Genomic DNA, 24,179 nt, shown 5'->3' on the forward strand with positions numbered 1-24,179 from the left:
GAAGAGATGGGTCAGAAAGTACATCCCATTGGCATTCGCCTGGGAATCGTCAAGGAGCACACCTCCGTCTGGTACGCAGACGGTCGCACTTACGCGGACTATCTGCTTGCAGATCTGAACGTGCGTGCGTACCTCCAAGACAAACTAAAAAGCGCGTCCGTAAGCCGTATCGATATCCATCGTCCGGCTCAAACCGCACGCATCACCATCCACACCGCTCGTCCAGGTATCGTTATCGGGAAGAAAGGTGAAGATGTTGAGAAGCTGCGTCAGGACCTGACCAAGCAAATGGGTGTGCCCGTGCACATCAATATCGAAGAGATCCGCAAGCCGGAACTCGACGGTATGCTGGTTGCGCAGAGCGTAGCTCAGCAGCTGGAGCGTCGCGTAATGTTCCGTCGCGCCATGAAGCGCGCCGTACAGAACGCCATGCGCATTGGTGCCAAGGGCATCAAGATCCAGGTGAGCGGTCGTCTCGGCGGTGCTGAGATCGCACGTACTGAATGGTATCGCGAAGGTCGTGTGCCACTGCACACCCTGCGTGCCGATATCGACTATGCCACCTACGAAGCTCACACCACCTACGGTGTGATCGGTGTGAAGGTTTGGATCTTCAAAGGCGAAGTAATTGGTGGTCGCCAAGAAGAACTGAAACCACAAGCACCAGCGCCTCGTAAAAAAGCTGCTAAGTAAGGGGTACGCCAAATGTTGCAACCAAAGCGTACGAAGTTCCGCAAGCAGATGACCGGCCACAACCGTGGTCTGGCACTGCGCGGTAGCAAAGTCAGCTTCGGCGAGTTCGCGCTGAAGTCTGTTGCTCGCGGTCGTCTCACCGCTCGTCAGATCGAGTCGGCACGTCGTGCCCTGACCCGTCACGTAAAACGTGGCGGCAAGATCTGGATCCGTGTATTCCCGGACAAGCCTATCTCCAAAAAGCCCCTCGAAGTTCGGATGGGTAAAGGTAAGGGTAACGTGGAATACTGGGTTGCCCAGATTCAGCCAGGCAAAGTCCTGTATGAAATCGAGGGTGTTTCTGAAGAGCTGGCGCGTGAGGCTTTCGCCCTGGCTGCTGCAAAGCTGCCGCTCGCCACCTCCTTTGTTAAACGGACGGTGATGTGATGAAAGCGAATGAACTTCGTGAAAAATCCGCACAGCAGCTGAACGAGCAACTGCTCGGCCTGCTGCGCGACCAGTTCAATCTGCGCATGCAGAAAGCAACTGGCCAGTTGGGGCAGTCTCACCTGCTCTCGCAAGTTAAGCGCGACATCGCTCGTGTGAAAACTGTGCTCAACCAGCAGGCAGGTAAGTGATCATGGCTGAAGCCGAAAAGACCGTCCGTACGCTGACTGGCCGTGTTGTCAGCGACAAAATGGACAAGACCATCACCGTTCTGATCGAGCGTCGCGTAAAGCACCCGATCTACGGTAAATACGTTAAGCGTTCGACTAAGCTGCACGCGCACGACGAAACCAATCAGTGCCACATCGGCGACAAGGTCACTATTCGTGAGACCCGTCCGCTGGCCAAGACCAAGTCTTGGGCGCTGGTTGATGTTATCGAACGCGCTGTGGAAGTCTAAGGGCTAGGGGTCGGAGAAATTATATGATTCAGACTCAATCCATGCTCGATGTGGCCGATAACAGCGGCGCTCGTCGCGTTATGTGCATCAAGGTGCTTGGTGGCTCTCATCGTCGTTACGCTGCTATCGGTGACATCATCAAAGTTACCGTCAAGGAAGCAATTCCTCGCGGTAAGGTGAAGAAAGGCCAGGTGATGACTGCTGTTGTAGTCCGCACCCGTCACGGCGTACGTCGTGCCGATGGTTCGATTATCCGCTTTGATGGCAACGCTGCTGTTCTGCTGAACAACAAGCAAGAGCCGATCGGCACCCGTATCTTTGGGCCAGTGACCCGTGAACTTCGCAACGAGAAGTTCATGAAGATCGTCTCGCTCGCCCCAGAAGTGCTGTAAGGAGATCCGACATGCAAAAGATTCGTCGTGACGACGAGATCATCGTGATCGCCGGCAAAGACAAAGGTAAGCGCGGTAAGGTGCTTAAGGTTCTGGCTGATGACCGTCTGGTCGTCGGTGGCCTGAACCTGGTCAAGCGTCATACCAAGCCTAACCCGATGTCGGGCGTACAGGGCGGTATCGTCGAGAAAGAAGCGCCACTGCACGCTTCCAACGTCGCCATTTTCAACAGCGAAACCAACAAGGCTGACCGCGTTGGTTTCAAAGTAGAAGACGGCAAGAAAATTCGTGTCTTCAAGTCGACCCAAAAAGCGGTTGATGCTTGAACACTGCTAGGTAGAAGACCATGGCACGACTGAAAGAGATTTACCGGAAGGAAATCGCTCCGAAGCTTAAGGAAGAACTTAAGCTGGCGAACGTGATGGAAGTTCCGCGCATTACCAAGATCACCCTGAACATGGGTCTGGGCGAAGCGATCGGCGACAAGAAAGTCATCGAGCACGCTGTTGCTGACCTGGAGAAGATCACCGGCCAGAAAGTCGTTGTGACTCACGCTCGCAAATCCATCGCTGGCTTCAAGGTCCGCGAAGGTTGGCCGATCGGTGTCAAAGTGACCCTGCGTCGCGATCGTATGTATGAGTTCCTGGATCGTCTGCTGTCGATCTCCCTGCCTCGGGTTCGCGACTTCCGCGGCCTGAATGCCAAGTCCTTCGATGGTCGTGGCAACTACAGCATGGGCGTGAAAGAGCAGATCATTTTCCCGGAAATCGATTACGACAAGATCGATGCTCTGCGCGGTCTGGACATTACCCTGACCACCACTGCCAAGACGGATGAAGAAGGTCGCGCACTGCTGCGTGCTTTCAAATTCCCGTTCCGCAACTGATTGGAGTAGGAAAATGGCCAAGAAGAGCATGAAAAACCGTGAGCTGAAGCGTCAGCTCACCGTTGCCAAGTACGCCACCAAGCGTGCAGCGCTGAAAGCTATCATCGTCGATCTGAACGCAAGTCCAGAAGCGCGTTGGGAAGCTTCCGTCGCTCTGCAGAAGCAGCCACGTGACGCCAGCGCCTCGCGCCTGCGTAACCGCTGCCGCCTGACTGGTCGTCCGCACGGCGTTTACCGCAAGTTCGGCCTGGGCCGTAACAAGCTGCGTGAAGCCGCCATGCGTGGTGACGTACCAGGTCTGGTCAAAGCCAGCTGGTAAGCCGCACTTCCTAAGTCGCCTCGGTCGGGTTCGCAAGATACTGACCGGCGGTGACCTGGAGTCTGAATCAAGCCCCTTTTGGGGCTTGATTCATTTCTGGTGTGTGTCTAGAATGACCGGCTCGCCTGAGCCTGCACTTTTTACGTGTGGAGTACTCGGCGACAGTTGTAGCCGCAAGGCTCATTTTTTTTGTATCAGGAGCATCTAGCCCATGAGTATGCAGGACCCGTTAGCGGACATGCTAACTCGAATCCGTAATGCCCAGATGGCTGAAAAGTCCGTCGTAAGCATGCCGTCTTCCACGCTGAAGGTGGCTGTAGCAAAAGTCCTGAAGGACGAAGGTTACATCGCGGGTTTTCAGGTAACTACCGACGCCAAGCCGTCGCTGTCCATCGAGCTGAAGTACTTCGAAGGCCGTCCGGTCATCGAGGAAGTGAAGCGCGTTAGCCGTCCTGGCCTGCGTCAGTACAAGTCCGTCGAAGAACTGCCGAAAGTACGTGGCGGTCTGGGCGTGTCTATCGTCTCCACCAACAAAGGTGTGATGACTGATCGTGCTGCGCGCGCTGCCGGTGTCGGCGGCGAAGTTCTTTGCACAGTGTTCTAAGGGGGGATAAGCATGTCTCGCGTCGCTAAGAACCCCGTTAAGCTGCCAGCTGGTGTCGAAGTCAAATTCGCCGGCCAACAGCTTTCGGTGAAGGGTGCCAAGGGCACTCTCGAACTGAACGTCCATTCGTCCGTTGAAATTGTTGAAGAAGCTGGTGAGCTGCGTTTCGCTGCTCGCAATGGCGATCAACAAACTCGCGCAATGGCCGGTACCACTCGTGCGTTGGTAAACAACATGGTCCAGGGCGTAAGCCAAGGCTTCGAGCGCAAGCTCCAGCTGGTCGGTGTTGGTTACAAAGCGCAAGCAAAAGGCTCGGTCCTGAACCTGGCCCTTGGCTTCTCGCACCCAGTGGACTACGAACTGCCGGAAGGCATCACCGCTGAAACTCCTAGCCAGACCGACATCCTGATCAAGGGTATCGACAAGCAGCTGGTAGGTCAGGTGGCCGCCGAGATCCGCGACTTCCGTCCACCAGAGCCTTACAAAGGTAAAGGTGTGCGCTACGCGGACGAAGTCGTCCGTCGTAAAGAAGCCAAGAAGAAGTAGGGCATAGCAAATGACCGACAAAAAAGTTACTCGACTGCGTCGCGCTCGCAAAGCACGCCTGAAAATGCACGAACTCGAAGTCGTGCGTCTCTGCGTGTTCCGCTCTTCGCAGCACATCTACGCCCAGGTCATTTCGGCCGACGGCAACAAGGTCCTGGCCAGCGCCTCGACTTTGGATAAAGAACTGCGTGATGGTGCCACCGGCAACATCGACGCGGCCACTAAGGTTGGCCAGCTGGTCGCTACGCGTGCTAAGGCCGCTGGCGTCTCGCAGGTGGCTTTCGACCGCTCTGGCTTCAAGTACCACGGCCGCGTCAAGGCGCTGGCTGATGCTGCTCGTGAAGCTGGGCTGGAGTTCTAAGTTATGTCCAATAACGACCAAAAGCGCGACGAAGGCTACATCGAGAAGCTGGTTCAAGTTAACCGCGTAGCCAAAACCGTAAAAGGTGGCCGTATCTTCACTTTCACCGCGTTGACCGTGGTTGGTGATGGTAAGGGCCGTGTAGGCTTCGGCCGTGGCAAGTCGCGTGAAGTGCCTGCTGCGATCCAGAAGGCTATGGAAGCTGCTCGCCGCAACATGATCCAGGTAGACCTGAACGGTACTACTCTGCAGTACGCCACGAAGTCCGCCCATGGCGCTTCGAAGGTCTACATGCAGCCTGCATCTGAAGGTACCGGTATCATCGCTGGCGGCGCTATGCGTGCTGTCCTCGAAGTTGCTGGCGTTCAGAACGTTCTGGCCAAGTGCTACGGCTCGACCAACCCGGTAAACGTGGTTCACGCCACTTTCAAAGGTCTGAAAGCCATGCAGTCCCCTGAGTCCATTGCTGCCAAGCGCGGCAAAACTGCAGCGGAGATCCTGTGATCATGGCAACGGTAAAAGTAACGCTGATCAAAAGCACCAGCGGCCGCATCCCTAGCCACAAACTGTGCGTTAAGGGTCTGGGTCTGCGTCGCATCGGTCACACTGTAGAAGTCCAGGATACTCCCGAGAATCGCGGGATGATCAACAAGGCTTACTACATGCTGCGTGTCGAGGGTTAATCGATGAAACTCAATGATCTGAGTCCAGCGCCGGGTTCCCGTCGCGAAAAGCATCGTCCGGGCCGTGGTATCGGTAGCGGTTTGGGTAAGACTGGTGGCCGTGGCCACAAAGGTCAGACCTCCCGTTCCGGTGGCACCATCGCTCCAGGCTTTGAAGGCGGTCAGCAGCCGCTGCATCGTCGCCTGCCGAAGTTCGGTTTCGTTTCCCTGAAAGCCATGGATCGCGCAGAAGTGCGTCTGTCCGAGCTGGCCAAGGTGGAAGGCGACGTCGTAACCGTGCAGTCCCTGAAAGATGCCAACGTGATCAACCAGAACGTTCAGCGTGTGAAAATCATGCTGTCGGGCGAAGTGACTCGCGCTGTAACTATCAAGGGCATCGCCGCCACCAAAGGTGCGCGTGCGGCTATCGAAGCAGCTGGCGGCAAGTTCGAGGAATAAATGGCTAAGCAAGGTGCTCTCTCAGCGCTCAGCAAAGGCGGGTTATCCGAGCTCTGGGCTCGACTGCGCTTCCTGTTCCTGGCGATTATCGTCTACCGGATAGGTGCGCACATCCCAGTTCCAGGTATCAATCCGGACCGGCTGGCGGACCTGTTTCGACAGAATGAGGGGACCATTCTTAGCTTGTTCAACATGTTTTCCGGCGGCGCGCTGGAGCGGATGAGTATCTTTGCACTGGGGATCATGCCGTACATTTCGGCATCGATCATCATGCAACTGATGACCGCTATCAGCCCGCAGCTGGAGCAGTTGAAGAAGGAAGGTGAGGCTGGTCGTCGTAAGATCAGCCAGTACACCCGCTATGGCACCGTCGTCCTGGCTCTTGTTCAAGCCATTGGCATGTCCATTGGTCTGGCTGGTCAGGGCGTAGCTTTTTCTGCTGACTTCGGCTTCCATTTCGTCGCGGTATCCACGTTCGTGGCTGGTGCGATGTTCATGATGTGGCTGGGTGAGCAGATTACAGAGCGCGGTGTTGGCAACGGTATCTCGATGTTGATTTTTTCGGGTATCGTCGCCGGTCTTCCGAGAGCGATCGGGCAGTCTTTCGAGTCTGCGCGTCAGGGTGATATCAACATTTTCGCCCTGGTTGCCATCGGTTTGCTGGCAGTAGCGATTATCGGTTTCGTGGTGTTCATTGAGCGTGGTCAGCGTCGTATTGCTGTTCACTACGCCAAGCGTCAGCAGGGCCGCAAGGTCTTCGCTGCGCAGACCAGCCACTTGCCGCTGAAAGTGAATATGGCCGGTGTGATTCCAGCTATCTTCGCGAGCAGCATCTTGCTGTTTCCGGCTTCGTTGGGTGCCTGGTTCGGTCAGTCTGAAGGTATGGGCTGGTTGCAGGACATCTCGCAGTCGATCGCTCCTGGTCAGCCGTTGAATATTCTGCTGTTTAGTGCAGGGATTATTTTCTTCTGCTTCTTCTATACGGCGTTGATGTTCAATCCGAAAGACGTAGCGGAAAACCTGAAGAAGTCCGGTGCCTTTATTCCGGGTATCCGTCCGGGCGAGCAGTCGGCGCGCTACATTGATGGCGTTCTGACCCGTTTGACCATGTTCGGTGCTCTATATATGACGGCCGTGTGCCTGCTGCCCCAGTTCCTGGTGGTTGCAGCAAACGTTCCGTTCTACCTTGGCGGGACCTCGTTGCTGATCGTGGTCGTGGTTGTGATGGACTTCATGTCCCAAGTGCAATCGCACCTCGTTTCGCACCAGTACGAATCCCTGATGAAGAAAGCCAACCTGAAGGGCTACGGCAGCGGCATGCTGCGCTGAAGCACCCATAAGGTTCGAGGAGTTGGTGATGAAAGTTCGTGCATCGGTGAAAAAGCTGTGCCGTAACTGCAAGATTATTCGCCGCGAAGGTGTGGTTCGAGTAATTTGCAGCGCGGAACCGCGTCACAAACAGCGCCAAGGCTGAGTGTGATCTGCTTGAAGCCCAGCAGCTAGTGCGCTGCTGGGTTGATTATTTGTTATTACAGCGATATTATCTCGCGCCCTATTTCTTGGCTTCCGGGGCGTAGGTAGCTGTCAATTGGAGTCCCACTGAATGGCCCGTATTGCAGGCGTTAACATTCCAGATAACAAGCACACTGTTATCTCGCTGACCTACATCTATGGTGTTGGTCGCACTACTGCACAGAAAATCTGTGCAGAGACTGGGGTCAACCCAGCCGCAAAGATCAAGGATCTGAGCGACGAGCAGATTGAACAGCTGCGTGGCGAAGTGGCGAAGTTCACCACTGAAGGTGACCTGCGTCGCGAAATCAACATGAAAATCAAGCGCTTGATGGACCTGGGCTGCTACCGCGGTCTGCGTCATCGTAAAGGTCTGCCAGTACGCGGTCAGCGTACCAAGACCAACGCGCGTACTCGCAAAGGTCCGCGTAAGCCGATCCGCAAGTAATCGCACCAGCGAATCGACAGGAATTTAGTCATGGCAAAACCTGCTGCTCGTCCTCGTAAGAAAATTAAAAAGACAGTGGTTGATGGCATCGCCCACATCCACGCGTCTTTCAACAACACCATCGTGACCATCACCGACCGTCAAGGTAACGCTCTGTCCTGGGCTACCTCCGGTGGTTCGGGTTTCCGCGGTTCCCGTAAGTCCACCCCGTTCGCTGCTCAGGTAGCTGCTGAACGTGCTGGTCAAGCTGCGCTGGAATACGGCCTGAAGAACCTCGACGTCAACGTCAAGGGTCCAGGTCCAGGTCGTGAGTCTGCTGTCCGTGCATTGAACGGCTGTGGCTATAAGATCGCCAGCATCACCGACGTGACGCCTATCCCGCACAACGGGTGCCGTCCGCCGAAGAAGCGCCGCGTGTAATCCAGGAGATTGTAAAGAATGGCTCGTTACATTGGTCCAAAATGCAAACTGGCTCGTCGCGAGGGCACCGATCTCTTCCTGAAGAGCGGCGTGCGCGCTATCGAATCCAAGTGCAACATCGAAGCAGCCCCTGGTATCCACGGCCAGCGCCGCGGTCGCCAGTCCGACTACGGCACCCAGCTGCGTGAGAAGCAGAAGGTTCGTCGTATCTATGGCGTTCTTGAGCGTCAGTTCAGCGGCTACTACAAACAAGCTGCTGGCAAGAAAGGTGCAACCGGTGAAAACCTGCTGCAACTGCTCGAATGCCGTCTGGACAACGTTGTATACCGCATGGGCTTCGGTTCTACTCGTGCCGAATCCCGTCAGCTGGTATCGCACAAGTCGATCAGCGTTAACGGCAAGACCGTAAACGTCCCGTCCTACCAGGTTCGTGCTGGTGACGTGGTTGCTATTCGTGAGAAAGCAAAGAATCAACTGCGCATTGTCCAGGCTCTCGAACTGTGTGCCCAGCGTGGCCGCGTAGAATGGGTAGAAGTGGACGCTGAGAAGAAGTCGGGCGTTTTCAAGAACGTTCCTGCTCGCAGTGACCTCTCCGCCGACATCAACGAAAGCCTGATTGTCGAGCTCTACTCCAAGTAAGGGCTAGAAAATAGGTGCATCCATGCAGATTTCGGTAAATGAGTTCCTGACACCCCGTCATATCGACGTGCAGGTTGTCAGTCCAACCCGCGCTAAAATCACTCTCGAGCCTCTCGAGCGTGGTTTTGGCCACACCCTGGGCAACGCGCTGCGCCGCATCCTGTTGTCCTCAATGCCAGGCTGTGCAGTAGTCGAGGCCGAGATTGACGGTGTGCTCCACGAGTACAGCGCCATCGAAGGTGTACAGGAAGATGTCATTGAAATCCTGTTGAACCTTAAAGGTCTGGCTATCAAGCTGCACGGCCGTGACGAAGTTACGCTGACCTTGTCGAAGAAGGGTTCGGGGGTGGTTACCGCTGCCGATATTCAGCTGGATCATGATGTCGAGATCGTTAATCCCGATCACGTAATCGCCAACCTGGCGTCCAATGGCGCCTTGAACATGAAGCTCACCGTAGCTCGTGGTCGTGGCTATGAACCAGCAGACTCGCGTCAGAGCGATGAAGACGAAAGCCGCAGCATCGGTCGCTTGCAGCTCGACTCTTCGTTCAGCCCGGTTCGCCGTATCGCCTACGTGGTGGAAAACGCCCGTGTCGAACAGCGTACCAACCTGGACAAACTGGTTATTGATCTGGAAACCAACGGTACCCTGGATCCTGAAGAGGCTATCCGCCGCGCTGCAACCATCCTGCAACAGCAGTTGGCTGCGTTCGTCGACCTCAAGGGTGACAGTGAGCCAGTGGTTGTCGAGCAGGAAGACGAGATCGATCCGATCCTGCTTCGCCCGGTTGACGATCTGGAACTGACTGTACGTTCGGCCAACTGCCTTAAGGCGGAAAACATCTACTACATCGGCGACCTGATTCAGCGTACCGAAGTAGAGCTGTTGAAGACTCCGAACCTGGGCAAGAAATCCCTGACTGAAATCAAGGATGTTCTGGCCTCCCGCGGTCTGTCCCTCGGCATGCGCCTCGATAACTGGCCGCCTGCAAGTCTTAAGAAGGACGACAAGGCGACTGCCTGATCGTCGTAATCACCGAACGTAGTGTTTGGTAAGGAATGAACCATGCGTCATCGTAAAAGTGGACGTCACCTGAGCCGCACCAGCTCGCACCGCAAGGCCATGTTCCAAAACATGGCTGTGTCGCTGTTCGAGCACGAGCTGATCAAAACCACTCTGCCAAAAGCCAAGGAACTGCGCCGCGTTGCCGAGCCGCTGATCACCCTGGCTAAAGTAGATAGCGTTGCTAACCGCCGTCTGGCTTTCGACCGTACTCGTTCGAAAGCTATCGTTGGCAAGCTCTTCAACGACCTGGGCAAGCGTTACGCTACCCGTCAGGGCGGCTACCTGCGCATCCTGAAGTGCGGTTTCCGCGCTGGCGACAACGCTCCTATGGCGTACGTCGAGTTGGTTGATCGTGCTACTGCTGGCGATGCTGTATCTGCCGAGTAAGACGTCAGTCTGAAGCAGAAAACCGGGCCTAGTGCCCGGTTTTTTGTGCCTGCTATTAAAGTGATTGCTGTTAATAGTTGTTAACTATTGGCTCGTAACGCTTAATGAATTTGTACCTGTAACCTTCCTGGTCAATACTCCCTCTCAGCCGATTAGCCGGCAGCACCAAGACCCAGAGAGGAAGGATGAGTATGAGCCAGAACAAAACGCTGACGACCGCCAGCGGCGCTCCCGTCGCAGATAACCAGAATTCCCGTTCCGCTGGCCCACGTGGCCCGCTGCTGCTCGACGACTTTCACCTGATCGAGAAGCTTGCCCACTTCAACCGTGAAAACATTCCTGAGCGTCGCGTACATGCCAAGGGCTCGGGTGCCTACGGTACTTTCACCGTGACCCGGGACATCACCCAGTACACCAGTGCCAAGCTGTTCGAGTCGGTCGGCAAGAAGACCGAGACCTTCCTGCGTTTCTCCACCGTGGGCGGCGAGCGTGGTTCGGCTGACACCGAGCGAGATCCTCGTGGTTTCGCCCTGAAGTTCTACACCGAAGAAGGTAACTGGGACATCGTCGGCAACAACACCCCGGTGTTCTTCATCCGTGATCCGCTGAAATTCCCGGACTTTATCCACACCCAGAAGCGCCTGCCGCAAAGCAACCTGAAGAGCGCGCAAATGATGTGGGACTTCTGGTCGCACTCGCCAGAAGCACTGCACCAGATCACCATCCTGTTCTCCGACCGGGGGATCCCCGACGGCTACCGTCATATGCACGGTTTTGGTAGCCACACCTACAGCCTGATCAGCGCCAAGGGCGAGCGCCACTGGGTGAAATGGCACTACAAGACCAAGCAGGGTATCAAGAACCTGGCGCCGGCCGAGGCAGCGCGCCTGGCGGGTACTGATCCGGATTACGCCCAGCGCGACCTGTTCAATGCCATCGAGCGCGGCGACTTCCCGAAATGGAGCGTGTGCATCCAGATCATGACCGAGGCCCAGGCCGCGGCGCACTACGAGAACCCGTTCGACGTGACCAAGACCTGGTCGCAGAAAGAGTTCCCACTGATCGAAGTCGGCGAGTTGGAGCTCAACCGCAACCCGCTGAACTACTTCGCTGAAGTCGAGCAGGCGGCGTTCGGTCCGAGCAACATGGTTCCAGGTGTTGGCCTGTCGCCAGACCGCATGCTGCAAGGCCGTGTATTCGCCTACGCCGATGCTCACCGCTATCGTGTTGGCACCAACCACCAGCAACTGCCGGTGAACGCTCCACGCAGCGCGGTCAACAGCTACCAGCGTGACGGCTCCATGGCCTTTGGCAGCAACGGTGGTGCGGCGCCGAACTACGAGCCGAACAGCTACGCCGACGCGCCGAAACAGGCTCCTCGCTATGCTGAGCCGGCCCTGGCCCTGAGCGGTGCCGCAGATCGCTACGATCATCGCGAAGATACCGACTATTTCAGTCACGCCGGTGCGCTGTTCCGCCTGATGAATGATGAGCAGAAGGCGCTGTTGATCAACAACATTGCCGGTGCGATGGCCGGTGTCTCCGACGATGTCGTGCAGCGCCAGTTGCAGTATTTCGTCAAGGCCGACCCTGCTTACGGTGAAGGCGTCGCGAAGGCGCTGGGGATAGTGCTGAAGTAAGTCTAAACGAGAAGCAGAACCGCCCGCATTTGGGCGGTTTTTCGCTTCAAATCGACGGGTTTTCTCTGCTATTTCTGACTTTTTTGCTGTTCTGGCCGTGACCTTCCGGTCAGCTTGGTTCAAAATAAAGACTTTCAAGCAGGGAGATGTAGGGCGATGCAAGGTCACCCGGACGTAATCGATTACCTCAACACGTTGCTGACTGGTGAACTGGCAGCTCGTGACCAATATCTGATCCATTCGCGGATGTATGAGGACTGGGGCTTCGGCAAGCTCTACGAACGCATCAATCACGAGAGTGAAGAAGAGGCGCAACACGCCGATGCGCTGATCCGCCGGATCCTGATGCTCGAAGGCACCCCGCGCATGCGCCCGGACGATCTGGACGTCGGCACCACTGTGCCGGACATGTTCGCCGCCGATCTGCGCCTGGAGTACAAGGTTCGCGCTGCTCTGTGCAAGGGCATCCAGCTCTGCGAACAGCACAAGGACTACATCTCCCGCGATATCCTGCGTCAACAGTTGGCCGATACCGAGGAAGATCACACCTACTGGCTGGAGAAACAGTTGGGCCTGATCAAGTCCGTAGGGCTGGAGAACTACCTGCAGTCGCAGTTCTGAGTTGAATGCCCGGTGCTGAGCACCGGTTCGTTGGCAAGCCAAGCTCCTACGGAGTCGTGTCGTGCTCCGATACGGAGCCAGCCGCTACCCTCGTAGGAGCCTGGTTTACCAGCGAAGGCGATTTCAAGCCGCACAAAAAAGCCCCGGTCATCACACGATGACCGGGGCTTTTTCATTCCCGTCGTTTACGCTTGATCGCGAATCAACAACGGCTTCAGGTAATGCCCGGTATGCGACTGCGGCATCTCCGCTACCTGCTCCGGTGTACCCACTGCGATAATCTGGCCGCCCTTGGAGCCGCCTTCCGGCCCCAGGTCCACCAGCCAGTCGGCAGTCTTGATCACATCCAGGTTGTGCTCGATCACCACCACGGTGTTGCCGTGATCGCGCAGACGGTGCAACACGTCCAGCAATTGCTGGATATCCGCGAAGTGCAGGCCGGTGGTCGGCTCGTCGAGGATATACAGAGTCTTGCCGGTATCGCGCTTGGACAGCTCGCGAGACAGCTTGACCCGCTGCGCCTCGCCGCCGGACAGGGTAGTCGCCGACTGCCCCAGCTTGATGTAGGAAAGCCCTACGTCCATCAGCGTCTGCAGCTTGCGCGCCAGTGCTGGCACCGCGTCGAAGAACTCCCGTGCTTCTTCGATGGTCATCTCGAGCACCTCGTGAATGCTCTTGCCCTTGTACTTGATCTCCAGGGTTTCACGGTTGTAGCGCTTGCTCTTGCACACGTCGCACGGCACATAGATATCCGGCAGGAAGTGCATCTCCACCTTGATCAGGCCGTCGCCCTGGCAAGCCTCGCAGCGGCCGCCCTTGACGTTGAACGAGAAGCGCCCCGGCCCATAGCCACGTGAGCGCGATTCCGGTACGCCGGAGAACAGCTCGCGTATGGGCGTGAACAGCCCGGTGTAGGTCGCGGGGTTCGAACGTGGTGTCCGGCCGATCGGGCTTTGGTCGATATCCACGACCTTGTCCAGATGCTGCAGGCCGTTGATGCTGTCGTGAGCGGCAGCCTCAAGGGTGGTCGCACCATTGAGCGCAGTAGCGCTGAGCGGGAACAGGGTGTTGTTGATCAGCGTCGACTTGCCCGAGCCGGACACACCGGTCACGCAGGTCAGCAGGCCGATCGGGATTTCCAGGTCGACATTGCGCAGGTTGTTGCCGCGGGCGCCCTTGAGGGTCAGCGACAACTTCTTGTTGCGCGGCGTGCGTTTGGCCGGCACTTCGATCTTCACCCGGCCCGACAGGTATTTACCGGTCAGCGAGTCCGGGTGCGCCATGACTTCGGCCGCCGTACCTTCGGCCACGATGCTGCCACCATGCACGCCGGCGCCTGGGCCGATATCCACTACATAGTCGGCCAGGCGGATGGCGTCTTCGTCGTGTTCGACCACGATCACCGTGTTACCGATATCCCGCAGGTGCTTCAGCGTGCCGAGCAGGCGATCGTTGTCGCGCTGGTGCAGGCCAATGGACGGCTCATCGAGTATGTACATCACGCCTACCAAACCGGCGCCGATCTGGCTGGCCAAGCGAATGCGCTGGGCTTCACCACCGGACAGGGTGTCGGCGCTACGGTCCAGCGTCAGGTAGTCGAGGCCGACGTTGACCAGGAACTGCAGGCGCTCGCAGATCTCCTTGAGGATCTTGTCGGCGATCTCGCCACGACGCCCGGTCAGTTTCAGTCCGGCGAAGTAGCCGGCGGCGTCGCCGATCGGCAGGTTGGTCACTGCCGGCAGGGTTTTCTCGCCGACCCACACATGCCGTGCCTCGCGACGCAGGCGTGTGCCACGGCAATCCGGGCAGGGCTGGGTGCTGAGGAACTTGGCCAGTTCCTCGCGCACGGTGGCCGATTCGGTCTCGCGGTAGCGGCGCTCGAGGTTCGGCACGATGCCTTCGAACGGGTGCGAGCGCTTGACGATGTCGCCGCGGTCGTTGAGGTACTTGAAGTCGACGTTCTGGTTGCCGCTGCCGTTGAGGATGACCTTCTGCTGATCCGCCGGCAGGGTGTTGAACGGTACTTCCAGGCTGAAGCCATAGTGCGCGGCCAGTGAGCCGAGCATCTGGAAATAATAGACATTGCGCCGGTCCCAGCCGCGTATCGCCCCTTCGGCCAGGGTCAGGTCGCCATTGACCAGGCGCTTGACGTCGAAGAACTGCTTGACCCCCAGGCCGTCGCAGGTCGGGCAGGCACCGGCCGGGTTGTTGAAGGAGAACAGCTTGGGTTCCAGCTCGCTGATGGCGTGGCCGCAGATCGGGCAGGCGAAGCGGGCGGAGAAAATCATCTCCTCGCCCGGCTCGTCGTCCATCGGTGCGACCAGGGCGATGCCGTCCGCCAGCTTCAACGCGGTTTCGAAGGATTCCGCCAGGCGCTGCTGCAGGTCGGAGCGAACCTTGAAGCGGTCCACCACCACATCGATCGAGTGTTTCTTCTGCTTGTCGAGCTTGGGCACTTCATCCAGCTCGTACAGCTTGCCGTCGATCCGTGCCCGGACGAAGCCCTGGGCCCGCAATTCCTCGAACACCGACAGGTGCTCGCCCTTGCGCTCGCGAATCACTGGCGCCAACAGCATCAGCTTGGCGCCTTCGGGCTGGGCCAGCACCAGGTCGACCATCTGGCTGACGGTCTGTGCCTCCAGCGGAATGTCGTGGTCCGGGCAGCGCGGCGTACCCACGCGGGCGTAGAGCAGGCGCAGGTAGTCGTAGATCTCGGTAATGGTGCCGACGGTCGACCGCGGGTTGTGGGAGGTCGATTTCTGTTCGATGGAAATGGCTGGCGACAGGCCTTCGATGGTGTCGACGTCGGGCTTTTCCATCATCGACAGGAACTGCCGGGCATAGGCCGACAGCGACTCGACGTAGCGGCGCTGGCCTTCGGCATACAACGTGTCGAACGCCAGGGAAGATTTGCCGGACCCGGACAGGCCGGTGATGACGATCAGCTTGTCCCGGGGCAGGGTCAGGTCGATGTTCTTCAGGTTGTGGGTTCGAGCCCCACGAATCAGGATCTTGTCCAAAGTGGCCTCGCACGGCGGGCGGTAAAGGCTGGAGTATAAGGCTAAATACTGGATGGATGCACACTATCGCGACACAGCATTGCAGCCTTGCATGACAGGATGCTGAACGAGTTCGCGACAAAGCGTCACCCTATACCCGCTCAAACGATGGGACTGATAGAATCGCCGCCGGTTCACACGAGGTTATTCCATGCACGATCCCCACAGCGAACGCATGAGTGGCGGCGAGACCCGCGCGGCAAGCGGCCTGGCCCTGGTGTTCGCGTTCCGTATGCTTGGCATGTTCATGGTGTTGCCGGTCCTGGCGACCTACGGGATGGATCTGGCAGGCGCGACACCAGCGCTGATCGGCCTGGCCATCGGTGCCTACGGCCTGACCCAGGCGCTGTTCCAGATCCCGTTCGGGATCATTTCCGACCGTATTGGCCGTCGCCCGGTGATCTACCTGGGCCTTATCGTTTTCGCGCTTGGCAGCTTGCTGGCGGCCAACGCCGACTCGATCTGGGGCGTGATCGCCGGACGCATCCTGCAGGGCGCCGGGGCGATTTCCGCCGCGGTCATGGCACTGCTCTCGGACCTCACCCGCGAACAGCATCGCACCAAGGCCATGGCCATGATTGGCATGACCATCGGTCTGTCGTTCGCGGTGGCGATGGTGGTCGGGCCGCTGCTGACCCGCGCCTTCGGCTTGTCCGGGCTGTTCCTGGCGACCGGTGGCATGGCGCTGGTCGGTATCCTGATCATCGCCCTGATGGTGCCCAAGGCTACCAGCCCGCTGCAGCACCGCGAGTCCGGGGTCGCCCGCCAGGCGCTGCTGCCGACGCTCAAGCACCCGGACCTGTTGCGCCTGGACCTGGGCATCTTCGTGTTGCACGCAATGCTGATGTCGAGTTTTGTCGCCTTGCCGCTGGCCTTCGTGCAAAAGGCCGACCTGCCCAAGGAACAACACTGGTGGGTATACCTGACCGCCTTGCTGATTTCCTTCTTCGCCATGATCCCGTTCATCATCTACGGCGAGAAGAAACGCAAAATGAAACGAGTTTTACTCGGTGCCGTGACGACGTTGATGCTCACTGAGCTATTCTTCTGGGAGTTCGGCAATGGTTTGCGGGCCCTGGTGATCGGTACGGTGGTGTTCTTCATCGCCTTCAACCTGCTGGAGGCTTCGTTGCCATCGCTGATCAGCAAGGTTTCACCAGCCGGTGGCAAGGGCACGGCGATGGGGGTGTATTCCACCAGCCAGTTCCTCGGCTCGGCACTCGGCGGTATTCTGGGCGGCTGGATGTTTCAGCATGGCGGTCTGTCGGCAGTCTTCCTCGGATGCGCCGCTCTGGCTGCCATCTGGCTGGCCTTTGCTGTTACCATGCGTGAACCTCCCTATGTGACGAGCCTGCGCTTGCCGTTATCGCCTGAGGCGATCCGCGAAGCGGGCCTGGTCGAGCGCCTGAAGGCCGTCGTAGGGGTAACCGATGCAGTCGTCGTCGCCGAAGAGGCCGCCATCTACATCAAACTGGACACCGAATTGTTGGATCGCACCACCCTTGAGCGCCTGGTCAACGAACCAGCCTCGCAAGCGTGCGAAGCCTAGGAGAACGTTATGGCCCGTGGGGTTAACAAAGTCATATTGGTCGGCACTTGCGGCCAGGATCCCGAAGTTCGCTACCTGCCTAACGGCAACGCCGTGACCAACCTGAGTCTGGCCACCAGCGAGCAGTGGACCGACAAGCAGACCGGCCAGAAAGTCGAGAAGACCGAATGGCACCGTGTCTCGATGTTCGGCAAGGTTGCCGAGATCGCTGGCGAATACCTGCGCAAGGGTTCGCAGGTCTACATCGAGGGCAAGCTGCAGACCCGCGAGTGGGAAAAAGACGGCATCAAGCGCTACACCACCGAGATCGTCGTCGACATGCAGGGCACCATGCAACTGCTGGGCGGCCGTCCACAACAGGGCGACCAACAGGGCGGGGGTAACAACTACCAGCAGTCCGCACCTCGCCAGCAGGCGCCGCGTCCACAGCAGGCCCCACAGCGTCCAGCTCCACAGCAGGCCGCCCCGCAGCCGGCTCCGGACTTCGACAGCTTCGATGACGATATCCCGTTCTAACCCTGCTTTCCCAGCGCTGAGAACCAAAAAGCGAAGCCACTACCCTGGCTTCGCTTTTTTATTGCCTGCTACAAAAACACTGATCGCTCGAGAATACCTACAACAGCGACTCATGCCGCGTCGGTGTCTTCTCTTCGTGATAGTGCGGGCTTCCCTCCTTGGAATCCATCAGCGCCGGGGTGGCGAGGATGGTTTCGGTCAGCAGGCAATCCTCGTCGCCCTGGAACCAGCAGGCCAGCGCCGAGTTGCGGTTGCCATGCATGTCGACCACAGTCAGGTAATAGTCGGCCTCGTTGGTCGGTTTCTCGGGATATGTCTTGGGTGGCAGCACCAGCGCATCGCCCGGCTTGACCCAGAGGTCGGCCAGCTCGATCTGGTTCACGTAGGGCCGCCAGCGCGCCACGCTGATGACCAGCGGCAGGCGGCCATAGCGGGCCAGGAATACGTGGGCGAAGTTGTGGTACTCGAGGTCGGTCGGGTTGTAGTTGAGTAACTCGCGCTGGCGCGCCGGCCCGAGATAGGGCGACTGATGACCCGCCCACTTGCCGTAGGTGTATTGCGCAATCATCAGTTGCTCGTATTCGAAGCGGATGCTTTCGCCGCTCCTGAGCAGGGTCATGCCGAAAGACTGGGCTGTTTCTTCCGTGGCCCACAGCGGTCGGTAATAGACCTCCTTCGCATGGAAGTCGAACTCGGTGATTTCGTAGGAGCTGCAGGCTGTTTGCACCTGGCGCGGCTTGTGGCTGATGCCGTTGTAGCGGTGGCCAAGCGCGAGATCCGGCCGGGTCGGCGCCAGTTCGATCAACTTGCCACGGGGTTCGCTGCTGGGAACCGCCAGGCCCTGGTCGTTGTACAGGAACGGAAACTTGTGGGTATCGAGCGGCTGCTGGGCGCCGTCCTCGATAAAGGAAATGCTGTTGAAGAACTGCATCATGACGGGGACCATCCAGGTCAGGGATTGGGAATTGAAGAACCGATCCGGCGGCAGCGCCAGACCGGTCAGCTTATCCGTTTAATGTTGCGGCTGTTGCTGTACGCGGAACCAGTCCATGCCATGGGGCTCGCGCCAGCGCCGAACCGCTGCACGTCTTTCAACCTGGGTCAGGCACAGGCCGGCGCCATGGTGGTAGACCATCAGCAGGTGGAAGACGTCATCGCCGCGACGGTCCCAGATCACATCGTCCTCCTGGCGACCCGGTTTTATCGGGTGAAGCCGGCTATCACCCTGGTCCTGCATGCCTTGCAGGAGACTGCCGGTCTCGTAGTTGATCAACAGGGTCGGATGATTGATTTCCGGGTAGGGCTTTTCCAGCTCCCTCATGTACCAGAGTTGTCCTGGATTGCTGGCATCCGGTTGCTGCATGGCGATCCGGGTCTTGTTCTGCGGATCGGTGGCCAGTACCGGATGCTCGCCGGTGTTGTTGTGCAGACGATAGAGGACGGTTTGCGTGTCTTCGAGTACCTTGGCGGTCTGCACCAGTTTCACCCGGCCAAAGGAGTCGTGGGACAGTCGCGCACTGATCTTCACCCGTGGCTTGAGGTCTTTCCCCGGCTCGCCGAAACCGGCGATCACGCCATCCACCCCGGCCTCTTCCAGGGTATTGCCGGCCAATGCATAGGTCAGGCCGGCCAGGGGGTTAAGCTGCATGTTGCGGGTCAGGCTGTCCCAGCGCGTCAGGGTACGCTCGCTGGCACCATGGACCAGCAGCGCTTCGCGCATGGCGGCGTTCGGGGAGTAGCGGCTGTCGCGGGGCCAGCGTTCGGTGGTCAGCAACAATTTGTGCTCGGCCCTGCCGTTCAGCAACAGCGCCATGGCGTCCCAGAATTTCCCGAAGGCTTCGGGAGCGGCATCGGCCGCCGGCGGGTAGTGCAGGCCCTCGCTGGTCTGCTTGCTCTTGTTGTCGATGAACACCGCGCGCAGGGCAGGGCCACTGGCGGCGGCATTGAATGAACTGCGACGGCTGTCGCGGCCAATGACAACCACCGAGTCGGCCCAGGTCGCATCGATCTCGGCCTTGTAGCTGGTGTACCACTGGTAGGCTTCTTCCAGGGCCGTGCGGCTCGGGCCTTCCTTGACGAAGACATAGACCGGGGCGAGTTTCAGCTCCACCACTCGTGGGCTATCGGGCAGCGATTGCCGCCACTTGGCAAATTCCGGTTGGTAGTTCTGCGGGTTGATCGAGCTGAAATCGATGGAGTGGGTGCCACCACAGGTGGTCAGCCGGCTGTGACGGTTGGCGATGTGGCGCTTGACCTCCTCGGTAATCGAGGTCGAGGCGGTGCCGCTGACGAACGCCCCATATTCCGCCTCGACCATCGCCTTGAGGCTGGTCCTGTTGTTCAGGTATTGCTTGGACGCCGTCATGGCGTAATTGAGCGAGCCGCCAACCAGCACTTCCCTGACGATGTCGGCGCCGAAGTCGACGAAGAAATTGAAGAACTTCTTCGCATCGGCCGGATTGAAGGTTTCGGGCAGTTCCGTTACCCGGCTCTTGAACACCTCGGTGGCGTTGTCGGGGTTGACCGCCAGGCTTAGTCGCCACAAGCGCACGGTGTGGCTGTAGAGGGCGGCCTCATGGTCCTGCAACTGCGAGATATCGCTGCCGAAGGTGGCCTTGAAGCCTGCCGAGAAGGCGCCATAGCTACCCTTGGCCTCGACGCTCGATTGAGTGTGCCGTTCGTATGCCTCATGGGAGGAGAAGCTTTCGGTGAAATAGTCTTCCTGGGTCACGAGGTCGAGGGTGACGTGCTTGCCGATGGTGTAGGAGCGGCCCAGGCAGGTGATCGGGTGCTTGCCGATTTCGGTATCGCCGACCTTCTGGCATTCCTTGGCGTCGCCGGACCAGTCCAGTTTGTTCAGGCCAAGCCCCAACAGTTGCGAACCACTGATATCTGTAACGTCGTTGCTCATCACCTTCTCCTTTCATCCGGGTTCTATCAACCGGGTGCCAATTGATGGGGCCAGTATCGGGAGAGGGGGGAAGGCGGGACAGTCCAGAGCGGTCTCAGTGCAGTATCAGTTCGGTATCAGCACGCTGACCAAACTGTCACGGTGGCGGGTTAACGTAGTCGCGGCGCTGGGGTAAACTCCCGCGACAGCCGGATGATAGCAACTTGGCATTGCCTCACGCCGATATCCCCCGGCGCTTTCACTGGCGAGCCGGCCCGCGACGACGGGATGGCCGGGGCTATCGACATGGATTCCAGAGATCTTCCGCTTTCCGCTGCGCCGAGGGTCGAGCCGCCGCTTTCCGATGGCCGGGTCCTGCTGGATGGCGGCTTGCTCAAAGCCCTGCGCAAACAGCATGGCCTGAGCCAGGAAACCCTCGCCGAAGCCTGCCTGAATCGCCATCTCTGCGTATCCATTGCGTCCATCAAGCGTGCCGAAACAGGCAAGCCGGTGCTCTATCGCACGGCCCGCCACCTGGCGACGGCCTTCGATGTCGACGTCGGCACCCTGCTGGGGCAGGCGGTCGCCGAGGCGCTGGTCGAAGTTGAAAGCACCCTTGCCCAATTGCATGAACGCATCTTCCTGGCACCGGAATATGCGGTGACCCGCTATGTCCTGGAGTTGTGCTTCGTCACCGACGAAGGGGCGTTGTCCGCATCCCTGGCCGAAGGCATCGAGCGCCTGATCCAGCAGTTTGGCGGGGTCATTCTCGGTAGTACCCAGGGCCTGGTCATCGCCCGTTTCGGGTCGCCCCAGGCCTATCGCAGCGACAGCGAGCGGGGCCTGCTCTGCGCTCTGGCGTTGAGTCGCGAACAGTTTGTCCGGGGCGGGCACGGCATTGTGCTGCGGCTGGTGCGCGAGAATGAAGCATTGCCGGTCGAAGTCCTCGCCCTGGCCCATCATGTGTTTCCCTCCCAGCATGGCAATGCGCCGGTGCATGTCGCACAGGACCTGATCGAGCAACTGTCCCAGCGTTTCGAGTTCGCGGCGGCCGAGTCGATGCTGCCCAACTACCGTAAATGCCTGCGGCTGTGCCGCCTCGACGAAAATGCGCCGCGGCCGCTGGTGGGACGGGCGATAGAACTGCTGCAATTCAAGGGCGTGATCGAAGCCACCGAGGAATGCCAGGACGGTCACGTGGTCTATCTGCGTGGCATGGCCGGCATCGGCAAGACCCGCCTGGTCAGCGAGTTCTTCGAAATGGCGCGCCAGGGCAGTTTCGCCTGCCATCGTGGCGATGTACTGGATTTCGGCATGGACCATGGTCTCTGGCCCCTCGGTCAACTGGTGCTCAGCCTGTTGGGCTTGGGCACTGCGGAGCCGACCCAGGCCGAGGCGCTGGAGGCGGCGGCGAGGCGCCTGAAACTGGCGCAATCGTCGCTGATATTCCTGCAGATGCTCACCGGCGTGCACCCTGTCGACCGTGCGTTCAAGGCAGAGCAGGCGTTGTACGCGGCAATGGGCAGCGAGGCGCGCACGCAGGGGTTGTTCAACGCGCTGTTGCAACTGTTGCTGCGTGTGGCGGTACAACAACCGCTGCTGATCATTGTTGAAGACCTGCATTGGGGCGACAGCGGGCTCTTTGCGATGCTTGGCCGGCTGCTCGACGCCAGCAGCGAAGCGCCGATCATCTGGCTGTTGACCTCCCGTCCCGAAGGCGATCCGCTGGAAAGCGAGCTGCGTCCGCGTTGTGCCAGCCCCATGAGCCTGCTGGATATCGCACCGATTCGTGCGCGAGAAGCGACGTTGCTCGCCGAACAGTTTGCCGAAGTCGATCCGGCCTATCGCGCCGACTGTGTGGTGCGTGCCCAGGGCAACCCGCTGTACCTCACGCAGTTGCTGTCGAGCCAGGAGCGGATCGTCCCCGACAGCCTGCGTCACTTGATCCAGACACGAGTGGAGCGCTTCACGGCTGAACAGCGCCGGGCCCTGCATTATGCCGCGGTGTTCGGCAATCGCTTCGAACTGGCGCTCTGGCGCGAGGCGTTGGCCCAGCCTGGCTACGTTCCCGACGTGCAATGGCGCCAGAGCCTGTTGCGTGAGATCGAGCCGGGCAGTTACATGTTCGTCCATGACCTGGTCATGCATTGCCTCTACGAGGCGATGCCGCAGGCGCTGCGCGAGCAACTGCACCGTGAGGTGGCGTCGCTCTACCGTCGGCGTGACCAGGCCTTGTGTGCCCAGCATCTGCTGCGGGCCAATGCGCCGGAGGCGTTCGACGCCCTGCTGGCGGCGATGGCGGAAAAACTGCAGAACTGCCAGTACGACTCGGTGCTTGCCCTCGGCCAGCAGGCGGCAGGCCTGGGAGCGCGTGCCGAGGCCAGCTTCGAACTGGCGTACCACTGTGCCCAGGCGTGTTCGGGGTTGGGGCGCACCTTGCAGGCCCGCGAGCATTTCCAGCAGGCGCTGCTGCTGGCCGCACGCGCTGAAGAACGCATCGAGGCGGCGCTGGGCCTGGCTGCGGTGCTGAACACCCTCGATTGCCTGGATGAGGAAGAGCGCCTGATCGAGCAGACCTTGCCGATGGCGCACAACCTGCGGGCACACACTGAGCTGGCCCGTTTGTACCACTTGCGCGGCAATATCTACTTCCCGCGTGGTGACTATGCCGAGTGCCGGCGCCTGCACGAGGAATCGCTGTCCTTTGCGCGCATCGGCCAGCATCTCGAGACCCAGGCCAAGGCCCTCAGTGGTATCGGCGACTCCTACTACGCCCAGGGCAGCATGCACACCGCTTGCGAAGTGTTCGACCAATGCGTGCGCCTGTGTGAGCGCCATGAGCTGGTGCAGGTCGAGGCGGCCAATCGCAGTGCCCGCGGCTCGGCGCACTTTTATCTTGGCCAGCCGGAGCAGGCCCTGCAGGATGCCATGCAGGCGGTCGGCAATAGCCGGCGGATCGGCAACCACCGGGCCGAAGTGTTTTCCCGGCTGACGGCGACCTGGGTGCTGTTGGCCTCCGGCGAAGAGGCGAGGGCGACACAGGAGTTGTCCGAGGCCCTTGAGCTGGCGAGTACCCTGGGCGCCAGCCGCTTCGAGGCGATCCTGCTGGAAGGGCAAGCGCGGGTAGCCCTGCACCAGGGCGATCGAGAGCAGGCCAGGGAGCTGATCATGGCCGCGGTGGAGCGGGTTGAGCGCTTTGGCCTGCAGCGTTATATCGGCCCGTGGATCTATGGGAGCCAGGCGCTGATGGTCGATGACACGGCGTTAAGGCAGCAGGCGCTGATGCGTGGCGAAGCGCTGCTGGGCCAGGCTTGCCTGGCGCACAACACCTTGCGCTTCCGGGTGAGCGCAGCCGAGGTCTGCCTGCTGGCAGGGGATATGGAGTCGGCGGTCAAGCACGGCCAGCAGATGGCGTTGCTGCCCGAATCCGCATCCTGTGCCTGGGTTCGTCATCATGTACGCCTGATCGGCGTGGCAGGGCAGTGGCTGAAAAACGCCGATCAGGCCAGTGCCCAGGCATTGCGGGCCATTCGTGGCGACGCCGAATCGCTGGGTTTCGTCGCGACCATGCCTCTTCTGACCAGTAGTCTGGAGGACTTATCCTGATAATCGGATTTGTACGCT

General features: G+C 59.3%; 29 protein-coding genes. 26 read left to right on the top strand and 3 right to left on the bottom strand.

Annotated features, from left to right (window positions below; all coding sequences use genetic code 11):
* The first annotated feature begins 6 nt into the window (after positions 1-6).
* The 23 genes from rpsC to bfr all read left to right on the top strand — a co-directional run bounded on the left by rpsC (position 7) and on the right by bfr (position 12,541).
* Positions 7-693, top strand: a complete 687-nt coding sequence (gene rpsC / locus AC6I6U_RS06820) for a 30S ribosomal protein S3 (protein WP_010443927.1) — start codon at positions 7-9, stop codon at positions 691-693.
* 12 nt (positions 694-705) lie between these two features.
* Complete coding sequence (rplP, locus tag AC6I6U_RS06825; protein ID WP_003228729.1) at positions 706-1,119, top strand: 50S ribosomal protein L16; 414 nt, start codon at positions 706-708, stop codon at positions 1,117-1,119.
* Positions 1,119-1,310, top strand: coding sequence for a 50S ribosomal protein L29 (rpmC, locus tag AC6I6U_RS06830; protein ID WP_002555481.1), 192 nt, complete (start codon positions 1,119-1,121; stop codon positions 1,308-1,310). The genes rplP and rpmC overlap by 1 nt, the downstream gene beginning before the upstream one ends.
* Before the next feature lie 2 nt (positions 1,311-1,312).
* On the top strand, positions 1,313-1,579 hold the full coding sequence (rpsQ, locus tag AC6I6U_RS06835) for a 30S ribosomal protein S17 (RefSeq protein WP_010443926.1): 267 nt from the start codon (positions 1,313-1,315) through the stop codon (positions 1,577-1,579).
* A 23-nt stretch (positions 1,580-1,602) separates the two neighbouring features.
* Positions 1,603-1,971, top strand: coding sequence for a 50S ribosomal protein L14 (rplN, locus tag AC6I6U_RS06840; protein ID WP_010443925.1), 369 nt, complete (start codon positions 1,603-1,605; stop codon positions 1,969-1,971).
* Between the two features lie 11 nt (positions 1,972-1,982).
* Positions 1,983-2,297 (top strand): 50S ribosomal protein L24, encoded by a 315-nt coding sequence (gene rplX, locus AC6I6U_RS06845; RefSeq protein ID WP_010443924.1) that lies wholly within the window; start codon positions 1,983-1,985, stop codon positions 2,295-2,297.
* Between the two features lie 20 nt (positions 2,298-2,317).
* Positions 2,318-2,857 carry a 50S ribosomal protein L5 gene (gene rplE / locus AC6I6U_RS06850; protein WP_010443923.1) on the top strand — a complete coding sequence of 180 codons (540 nt, stop codon included), beginning with the start codon at positions 2,318-2,320 and terminating at the stop codon, positions 2,855-2,857.
* A 13-nt stretch (positions 2,858-2,870) separates the two neighbouring features.
* Positions 2,871-3,176: a 30S ribosomal protein S14 gene (rpsN, locus tag AC6I6U_RS06855; protein WP_497881245.1), complete on the top strand. Its 306-nt coding sequence runs from the start codon at positions 2,871-2,873 to the stop codon at positions 3,174-3,176.
* A 211-nt stretch (positions 3,177-3,387) separates the two neighbouring features.
* Positions 3,388-3,780, top strand: a complete 393-nt coding sequence (gene rpsH / locus AC6I6U_RS06860) for a 30S ribosomal protein S8 (RefSeq protein WP_017901536.1) — start codon at positions 3,388-3,390, stop codon at positions 3,778-3,780.
* 12 nt (positions 3,781-3,792) lie between these two features.
* Positions 3,793-4,326, top strand: coding sequence for a 50S ribosomal protein L6 (gene rplF / locus AC6I6U_RS06865; protein ID WP_010443920.1), 534 nt, complete (start codon positions 3,793-3,795; stop codon positions 4,324-4,326).
* 10 nt (positions 4,327-4,336) lie between these two features.
* A complete protein-coding gene (gene rplR, locus AC6I6U_RS06870; RefSeq protein WP_003186037.1) occupies positions 4,337-4,687 on the top strand; it encodes a 50S ribosomal protein L18 in 351 nt (116 codons plus the stop codon).
* Positions 4,688-4,690: 3 nt separating this feature from the next.
* Positions 4,691-5,191: a 30S ribosomal protein S5 gene (gene rpsE, locus AC6I6U_RS06875; RefSeq protein WP_017901539.1), complete on the top strand. Its 501-nt coding sequence runs from the start codon at positions 4,691-4,693 to the stop codon at positions 5,189-5,191.
* A 2-nt stretch (positions 5,192-5,193) separates the two neighbouring features.
* Complete coding sequence (gene rpmD, locus AC6I6U_RS06880; RefSeq protein ID WP_026144795.1) at positions 5,194-5,370, top strand: 50S ribosomal protein L30; 177 nt, start codon at positions 5,194-5,196, stop codon at positions 5,368-5,370.
* A gap of 3 nt (positions 5,371-5,373) precedes the next feature.
* A complete protein-coding gene (rplO, locus tag AC6I6U_RS06885) occupies positions 5,374-5,808 on the top strand; it encodes a 50S ribosomal protein L15 (RefSeq protein ID WP_010220318.1) in 435 nt (144 codons plus the stop codon).
* Entirely contained in the window at positions 5,809-7,137 is a 1,329-nt protein-coding gene (gene secY, locus AC6I6U_RS06890) for a preprotein translocase subunit SecY (RefSeq protein ID WP_010443917.1), read from the top strand.
* A 28-nt stretch (positions 7,138-7,165) separates the two neighbouring features.
* Positions 7,166-7,282 (top strand): 50S ribosomal protein L36, encoded by a 117-nt coding sequence (gene rpmJ / locus AC6I6U_RS06895; protein ID WP_002555468.1) that lies wholly within the window; start codon positions 7,166-7,168, stop codon positions 7,280-7,282.
* A 129-nt stretch (positions 7,283-7,411) separates the two neighbouring features.
* On the top strand, positions 7,412-7,768 hold the full coding sequence (gene rpsM / locus AC6I6U_RS06900; RefSeq protein WP_497881246.1) for a 30S ribosomal protein S13: 357 nt from the start codon (positions 7,412-7,414) through the stop codon (positions 7,766-7,768).
* A gap of 30 nt (positions 7,769-7,798) precedes the next feature.
* On the top strand, positions 7,799-8,188 hold the full coding sequence (gene rpsK / locus AC6I6U_RS06905) for a 30S ribosomal protein S11 (protein ID WP_007924177.1): 390 nt from the start codon (positions 7,799-7,801) through the stop codon (positions 8,186-8,188).
* An 18-nt stretch (positions 8,189-8,206) separates the two neighbouring features.
* Positions 8,207-8,827 carry a 30S ribosomal protein S4 gene (gene rpsD / locus AC6I6U_RS06910; RefSeq protein ID WP_010443914.1) on the top strand — a complete coding sequence of 207 codons (621 nt, stop codon included), beginning with the start codon at positions 8,207-8,209 and terminating at the stop codon, positions 8,825-8,827.
* Between the two features lie 22 nt (positions 8,828-8,849).
* Complete coding sequence (locus AC6I6U_RS06915; RefSeq protein ID WP_003186012.1) at positions 8,850-9,851, top strand: DNA-directed RNA polymerase subunit alpha; 1,002 nt, start codon at positions 8,850-8,852, stop codon at positions 9,849-9,851.
* A gap of 42 nt (positions 9,852-9,893) precedes the next feature.
* Positions 9,894-10,280: a 50S ribosomal protein L17 gene (gene rplQ / locus AC6I6U_RS06920; protein ID WP_017901545.1), complete on the top strand. Its 387-nt coding sequence runs from the start codon at positions 9,894-9,896 to the stop codon at positions 10,278-10,280.
* A gap of 191 nt (positions 10,281-10,471) precedes the next feature.
* The gene (locus AC6I6U_RS06925; RefSeq protein ID WP_497881247.1) at positions 10,472-11,920 is read left to right on the top strand and encodes a catalase; all 1,449 of its coding nucleotides are present in this window, start codon (positions 10,472-10,474) and stop codon (positions 11,918-11,920) included.
* A gap of 156 nt (positions 11,921-12,076) precedes the next feature.
* Positions 12,077-12,541, top strand: a complete 465-nt coding sequence (gene bfr, locus AC6I6U_RS06930) for a bacterioferritin (protein ID WP_497881248.1) — start codon at positions 12,077-12,079, stop codon at positions 12,539-12,541.
* Positions 12,542-12,726: 185 nt separating this feature from the next.
* Here the strand turns inward: bfr and uvrA are convergent, their stop codons facing one another.
* Positions 12,727-15,561, bottom strand: a complete 2,835-nt coding sequence (gene uvrA / locus AC6I6U_RS06935; protein WP_497881249.1) for an excinuclease ABC subunit UvrA — start codon at positions 15,559-15,561, stop codon at positions 12,727-12,729.
* Positions 15,562-15,751: 190 nt separating this feature from the next.
* Between uvrA and AC6I6U_RS06940 the strand changes: the two genes are divergently transcribed.
* Both AC6I6U_RS06940 and AC6I6U_RS06945 read left to right on the top strand, forming a co-directional pair.
* Positions 15,752-17,149 carry an MFS transporter gene (locus AC6I6U_RS06940; protein WP_497881250.1) on the top strand — a complete coding sequence of 466 codons (1,398 nt, stop codon included), beginning with the start codon at positions 15,752-15,754 and terminating at the stop codon, positions 17,147-17,149.
* A gap of 9 nt (positions 17,150-17,158) precedes the next feature.
* Positions 17,159-17,665 (top strand): single-stranded DNA-binding protein, encoded by a 507-nt coding sequence (locus AC6I6U_RS06945; protein WP_497881251.1) that lies wholly within the window; start codon positions 17,159-17,161, stop codon positions 17,663-17,665.
* 97 nt (positions 17,666-17,762) lie between these two features.
* Here AC6I6U_RS06945 and AC6I6U_RS06950 read toward each other — a convergent pair whose 3' ends face one another.
* Both AC6I6U_RS06950 and AC6I6U_RS06955 read right to left on the bottom strand, forming a co-directional pair.
* Entirely contained in the window at positions 17,763-18,599 is an 837-nt protein-coding gene (locus AC6I6U_RS06950; protein ID WP_497881252.1) for a hypothetical protein, read from the bottom strand.
* 78 nt (positions 18,600-18,677) lie between these two features.
* The gene (locus AC6I6U_RS06955; protein WP_497881253.1) at positions 18,678-20,576 is read right to left on the bottom strand and encodes an MAC/perforin domain-containing protein; all 1,899 of its coding nucleotides are present in this window, start codon (positions 20,574-20,576) and stop codon (positions 18,678-18,680) included.
* Between the two features lie 285 nt (positions 20,577-20,861).
* Here AC6I6U_RS06955 and AC6I6U_RS06960 point away from each other — a divergent pair, with 285 nt between their 5' ends.
* Complete coding sequence (locus AC6I6U_RS06960) at positions 20,862-24,161, top strand: ATP-binding protein (protein WP_497881254.1); 3,300 nt, start codon at positions 20,862-20,864, stop codon at positions 24,159-24,161.
* Positions 24,162-24,179: the final 18 nt, after the last annotated feature.

This window comes from Pseudomonas sp. UTLPPB19802, assembly GCF_059730225.1.

Excerpts from the sequence above, each read along its gene's own strand:
- rpsC (WP_010443927.1), top strand. The coding sequence starts at position 7 with ATGGGTCAGAAAGTACATCCCATTGGCATTCGCCTGGGAATCGTCAAG.
- rplP (WP_003228729.1), top strand. The coding sequence starts at position 706 with ATGTTGCAACCAAAGCGTACGAAGTTCCGCAAGCAGATGACCGGCCAC.
- rpmC (WP_002555481.1), top strand. The coding sequence starts at position 1,119 with ATGAAAGCGAATGAACTTCGTGAAAAATCCGCACAGCAGCTGAACGAG.
- rpsQ (WP_010443926.1), top strand. The coding sequence starts at position 1,313 with ATGGCTGAAGCCGAAAAGACCGTCCGTACGCTGACTGGCCGTGTTGTC.
- rplN (WP_010443925.1), top strand. The coding sequence starts at position 1,603 with ATGATTCAGACTCAATCCATGCTCGATGTGGCCGATAACAGCGGCGCT.
- rplX (WP_010443924.1), top strand. The coding sequence starts at position 1,983 with ATGCAAAAGATTCGTCGTGACGACGAGATCATCGTGATCGCCGGCAAA.
- rplE (WP_010443923.1), top strand. The coding sequence starts at position 2,318 with ATGGCACGACTGAAAGAGATTTACCGGAAGGAAATCGCTCCGAAGCTT.
- rpsN (WP_497881245.1), top strand. The coding sequence starts at position 2,871 with ATGGCCAAGAAGAGCATGAAAAACCGTGAGCTGAAGCGTCAGCTCACC.
- rpsH (WP_017901536.1), top strand. The coding sequence starts at position 3,388 with ATGAGTATGCAGGACCCGTTAGCGGACATGCTAACTCGAATCCGTAAT.
- rplF (WP_010443920.1), top strand. The coding sequence starts at position 3,793 with ATGTCTCGCGTCGCTAAGAACCCCGTTAAGCTGCCAGCTGGTGTCGAA.
- rplR (WP_003186037.1), top strand. The coding sequence starts at position 4,337 with ATGACCGACAAAAAAGTTACTCGACTGCGTCGCGCTCGCAAAGCACGC.
- rpsE (WP_017901539.1), top strand. The coding sequence starts at position 4,691 with ATGTCCAATAACGACCAAAAGCGCGACGAAGGCTACATCGAGAAGCTG.
- rpmD (WP_026144795.1), top strand. The coding sequence starts at position 5,194 with ATGGCAACGGTAAAAGTAACGCTGATCAAAAGCACCAGCGGCCGCATC.
- rplO (WP_010220318.1), top strand. The coding sequence starts at position 5,374 with ATGAAACTCAATGATCTGAGTCCAGCGCCGGGTTCCCGTCGCGAAAAG.
- secY (WP_010443917.1), top strand. The coding sequence starts at position 5,809 with ATGGCTAAGCAAGGTGCTCTCTCAGCGCTCAGCAAAGGCGGGTTATCC.
- rpmJ (WP_002555468.1), top strand. The coding sequence starts at position 7,166 with ATGAAAGTTCGTGCATCGGTGAAAAAGCTGTGCCGTAACTGCAAGATT.
- rpsM (WP_497881246.1), top strand. The coding sequence starts at position 7,412 with ATGGCCCGTATTGCAGGCGTTAACATTCCAGATAACAAGCACACTGTT.
- rpsK (WP_007924177.1), top strand. The coding sequence starts at position 7,799 with ATGGCAAAACCTGCTGCTCGTCCTCGTAAGAAAATTAAAAAGACAGTG.
- rpsD (WP_010443914.1), top strand. The coding sequence starts at position 8,207 with ATGGCTCGTTACATTGGTCCAAAATGCAAACTGGCTCGTCGCGAGGGC.
- AC6I6U_RS06915 (WP_003186012.1), top strand. The coding sequence starts at position 8,850 with ATGCAGATTTCGGTAAATGAGTTCCTGACACCCCGTCATATCGACGTG.
- rplQ (WP_017901545.1), top strand. The coding sequence starts at position 9,894 with ATGCGTCATCGTAAAAGTGGACGTCACCTGAGCCGCACCAGCTCGCAC.
- AC6I6U_RS06925 (WP_497881247.1), top strand. The coding sequence starts at position 10,472 with ATGAGCCAGAACAAAACGCTGACGACCGCCAGCGGCGCTCCCGTCGCA.
- bfr (WP_497881248.1), top strand. The coding sequence starts at position 12,077 with ATGCAAGGTCACCCGGACGTAATCGATTACCTCAACACGTTGCTGACT.
- AC6I6U_RS06940 (WP_497881250.1), top strand. The coding sequence starts at position 15,752 with ATGCACGATCCCCACAGCGAACGCATGAGTGGCGGCGAGACCCGCGCG.
- AC6I6U_RS06945 (WP_497881251.1), top strand. The coding sequence starts at position 17,159 with ATGGCCCGTGGGGTTAACAAAGTCATATTGGTCGGCACTTGCGGCCAG.
- AC6I6U_RS06950 (WP_497881252.1), bottom strand. The coding sequence starts at position 18,599 with ATGATGCAGTTCTTCAACAGCATTTCCTTTATCGAGGACGGCGCCCAG.
- AC6I6U_RS06955 (WP_497881253.1), bottom strand. The coding sequence starts at position 20,576 with ATGAGCAACGACGTTACAGATATCAGTGGTTCGCAACTGTTGGGGCTT.
- AC6I6U_RS06960 (WP_497881254.1), top strand. The coding sequence starts at position 20,862 with ATGGATTCCAGAGATCTTCCGCTTTCCGCTGCGCCGAGGGTCGAGCCG.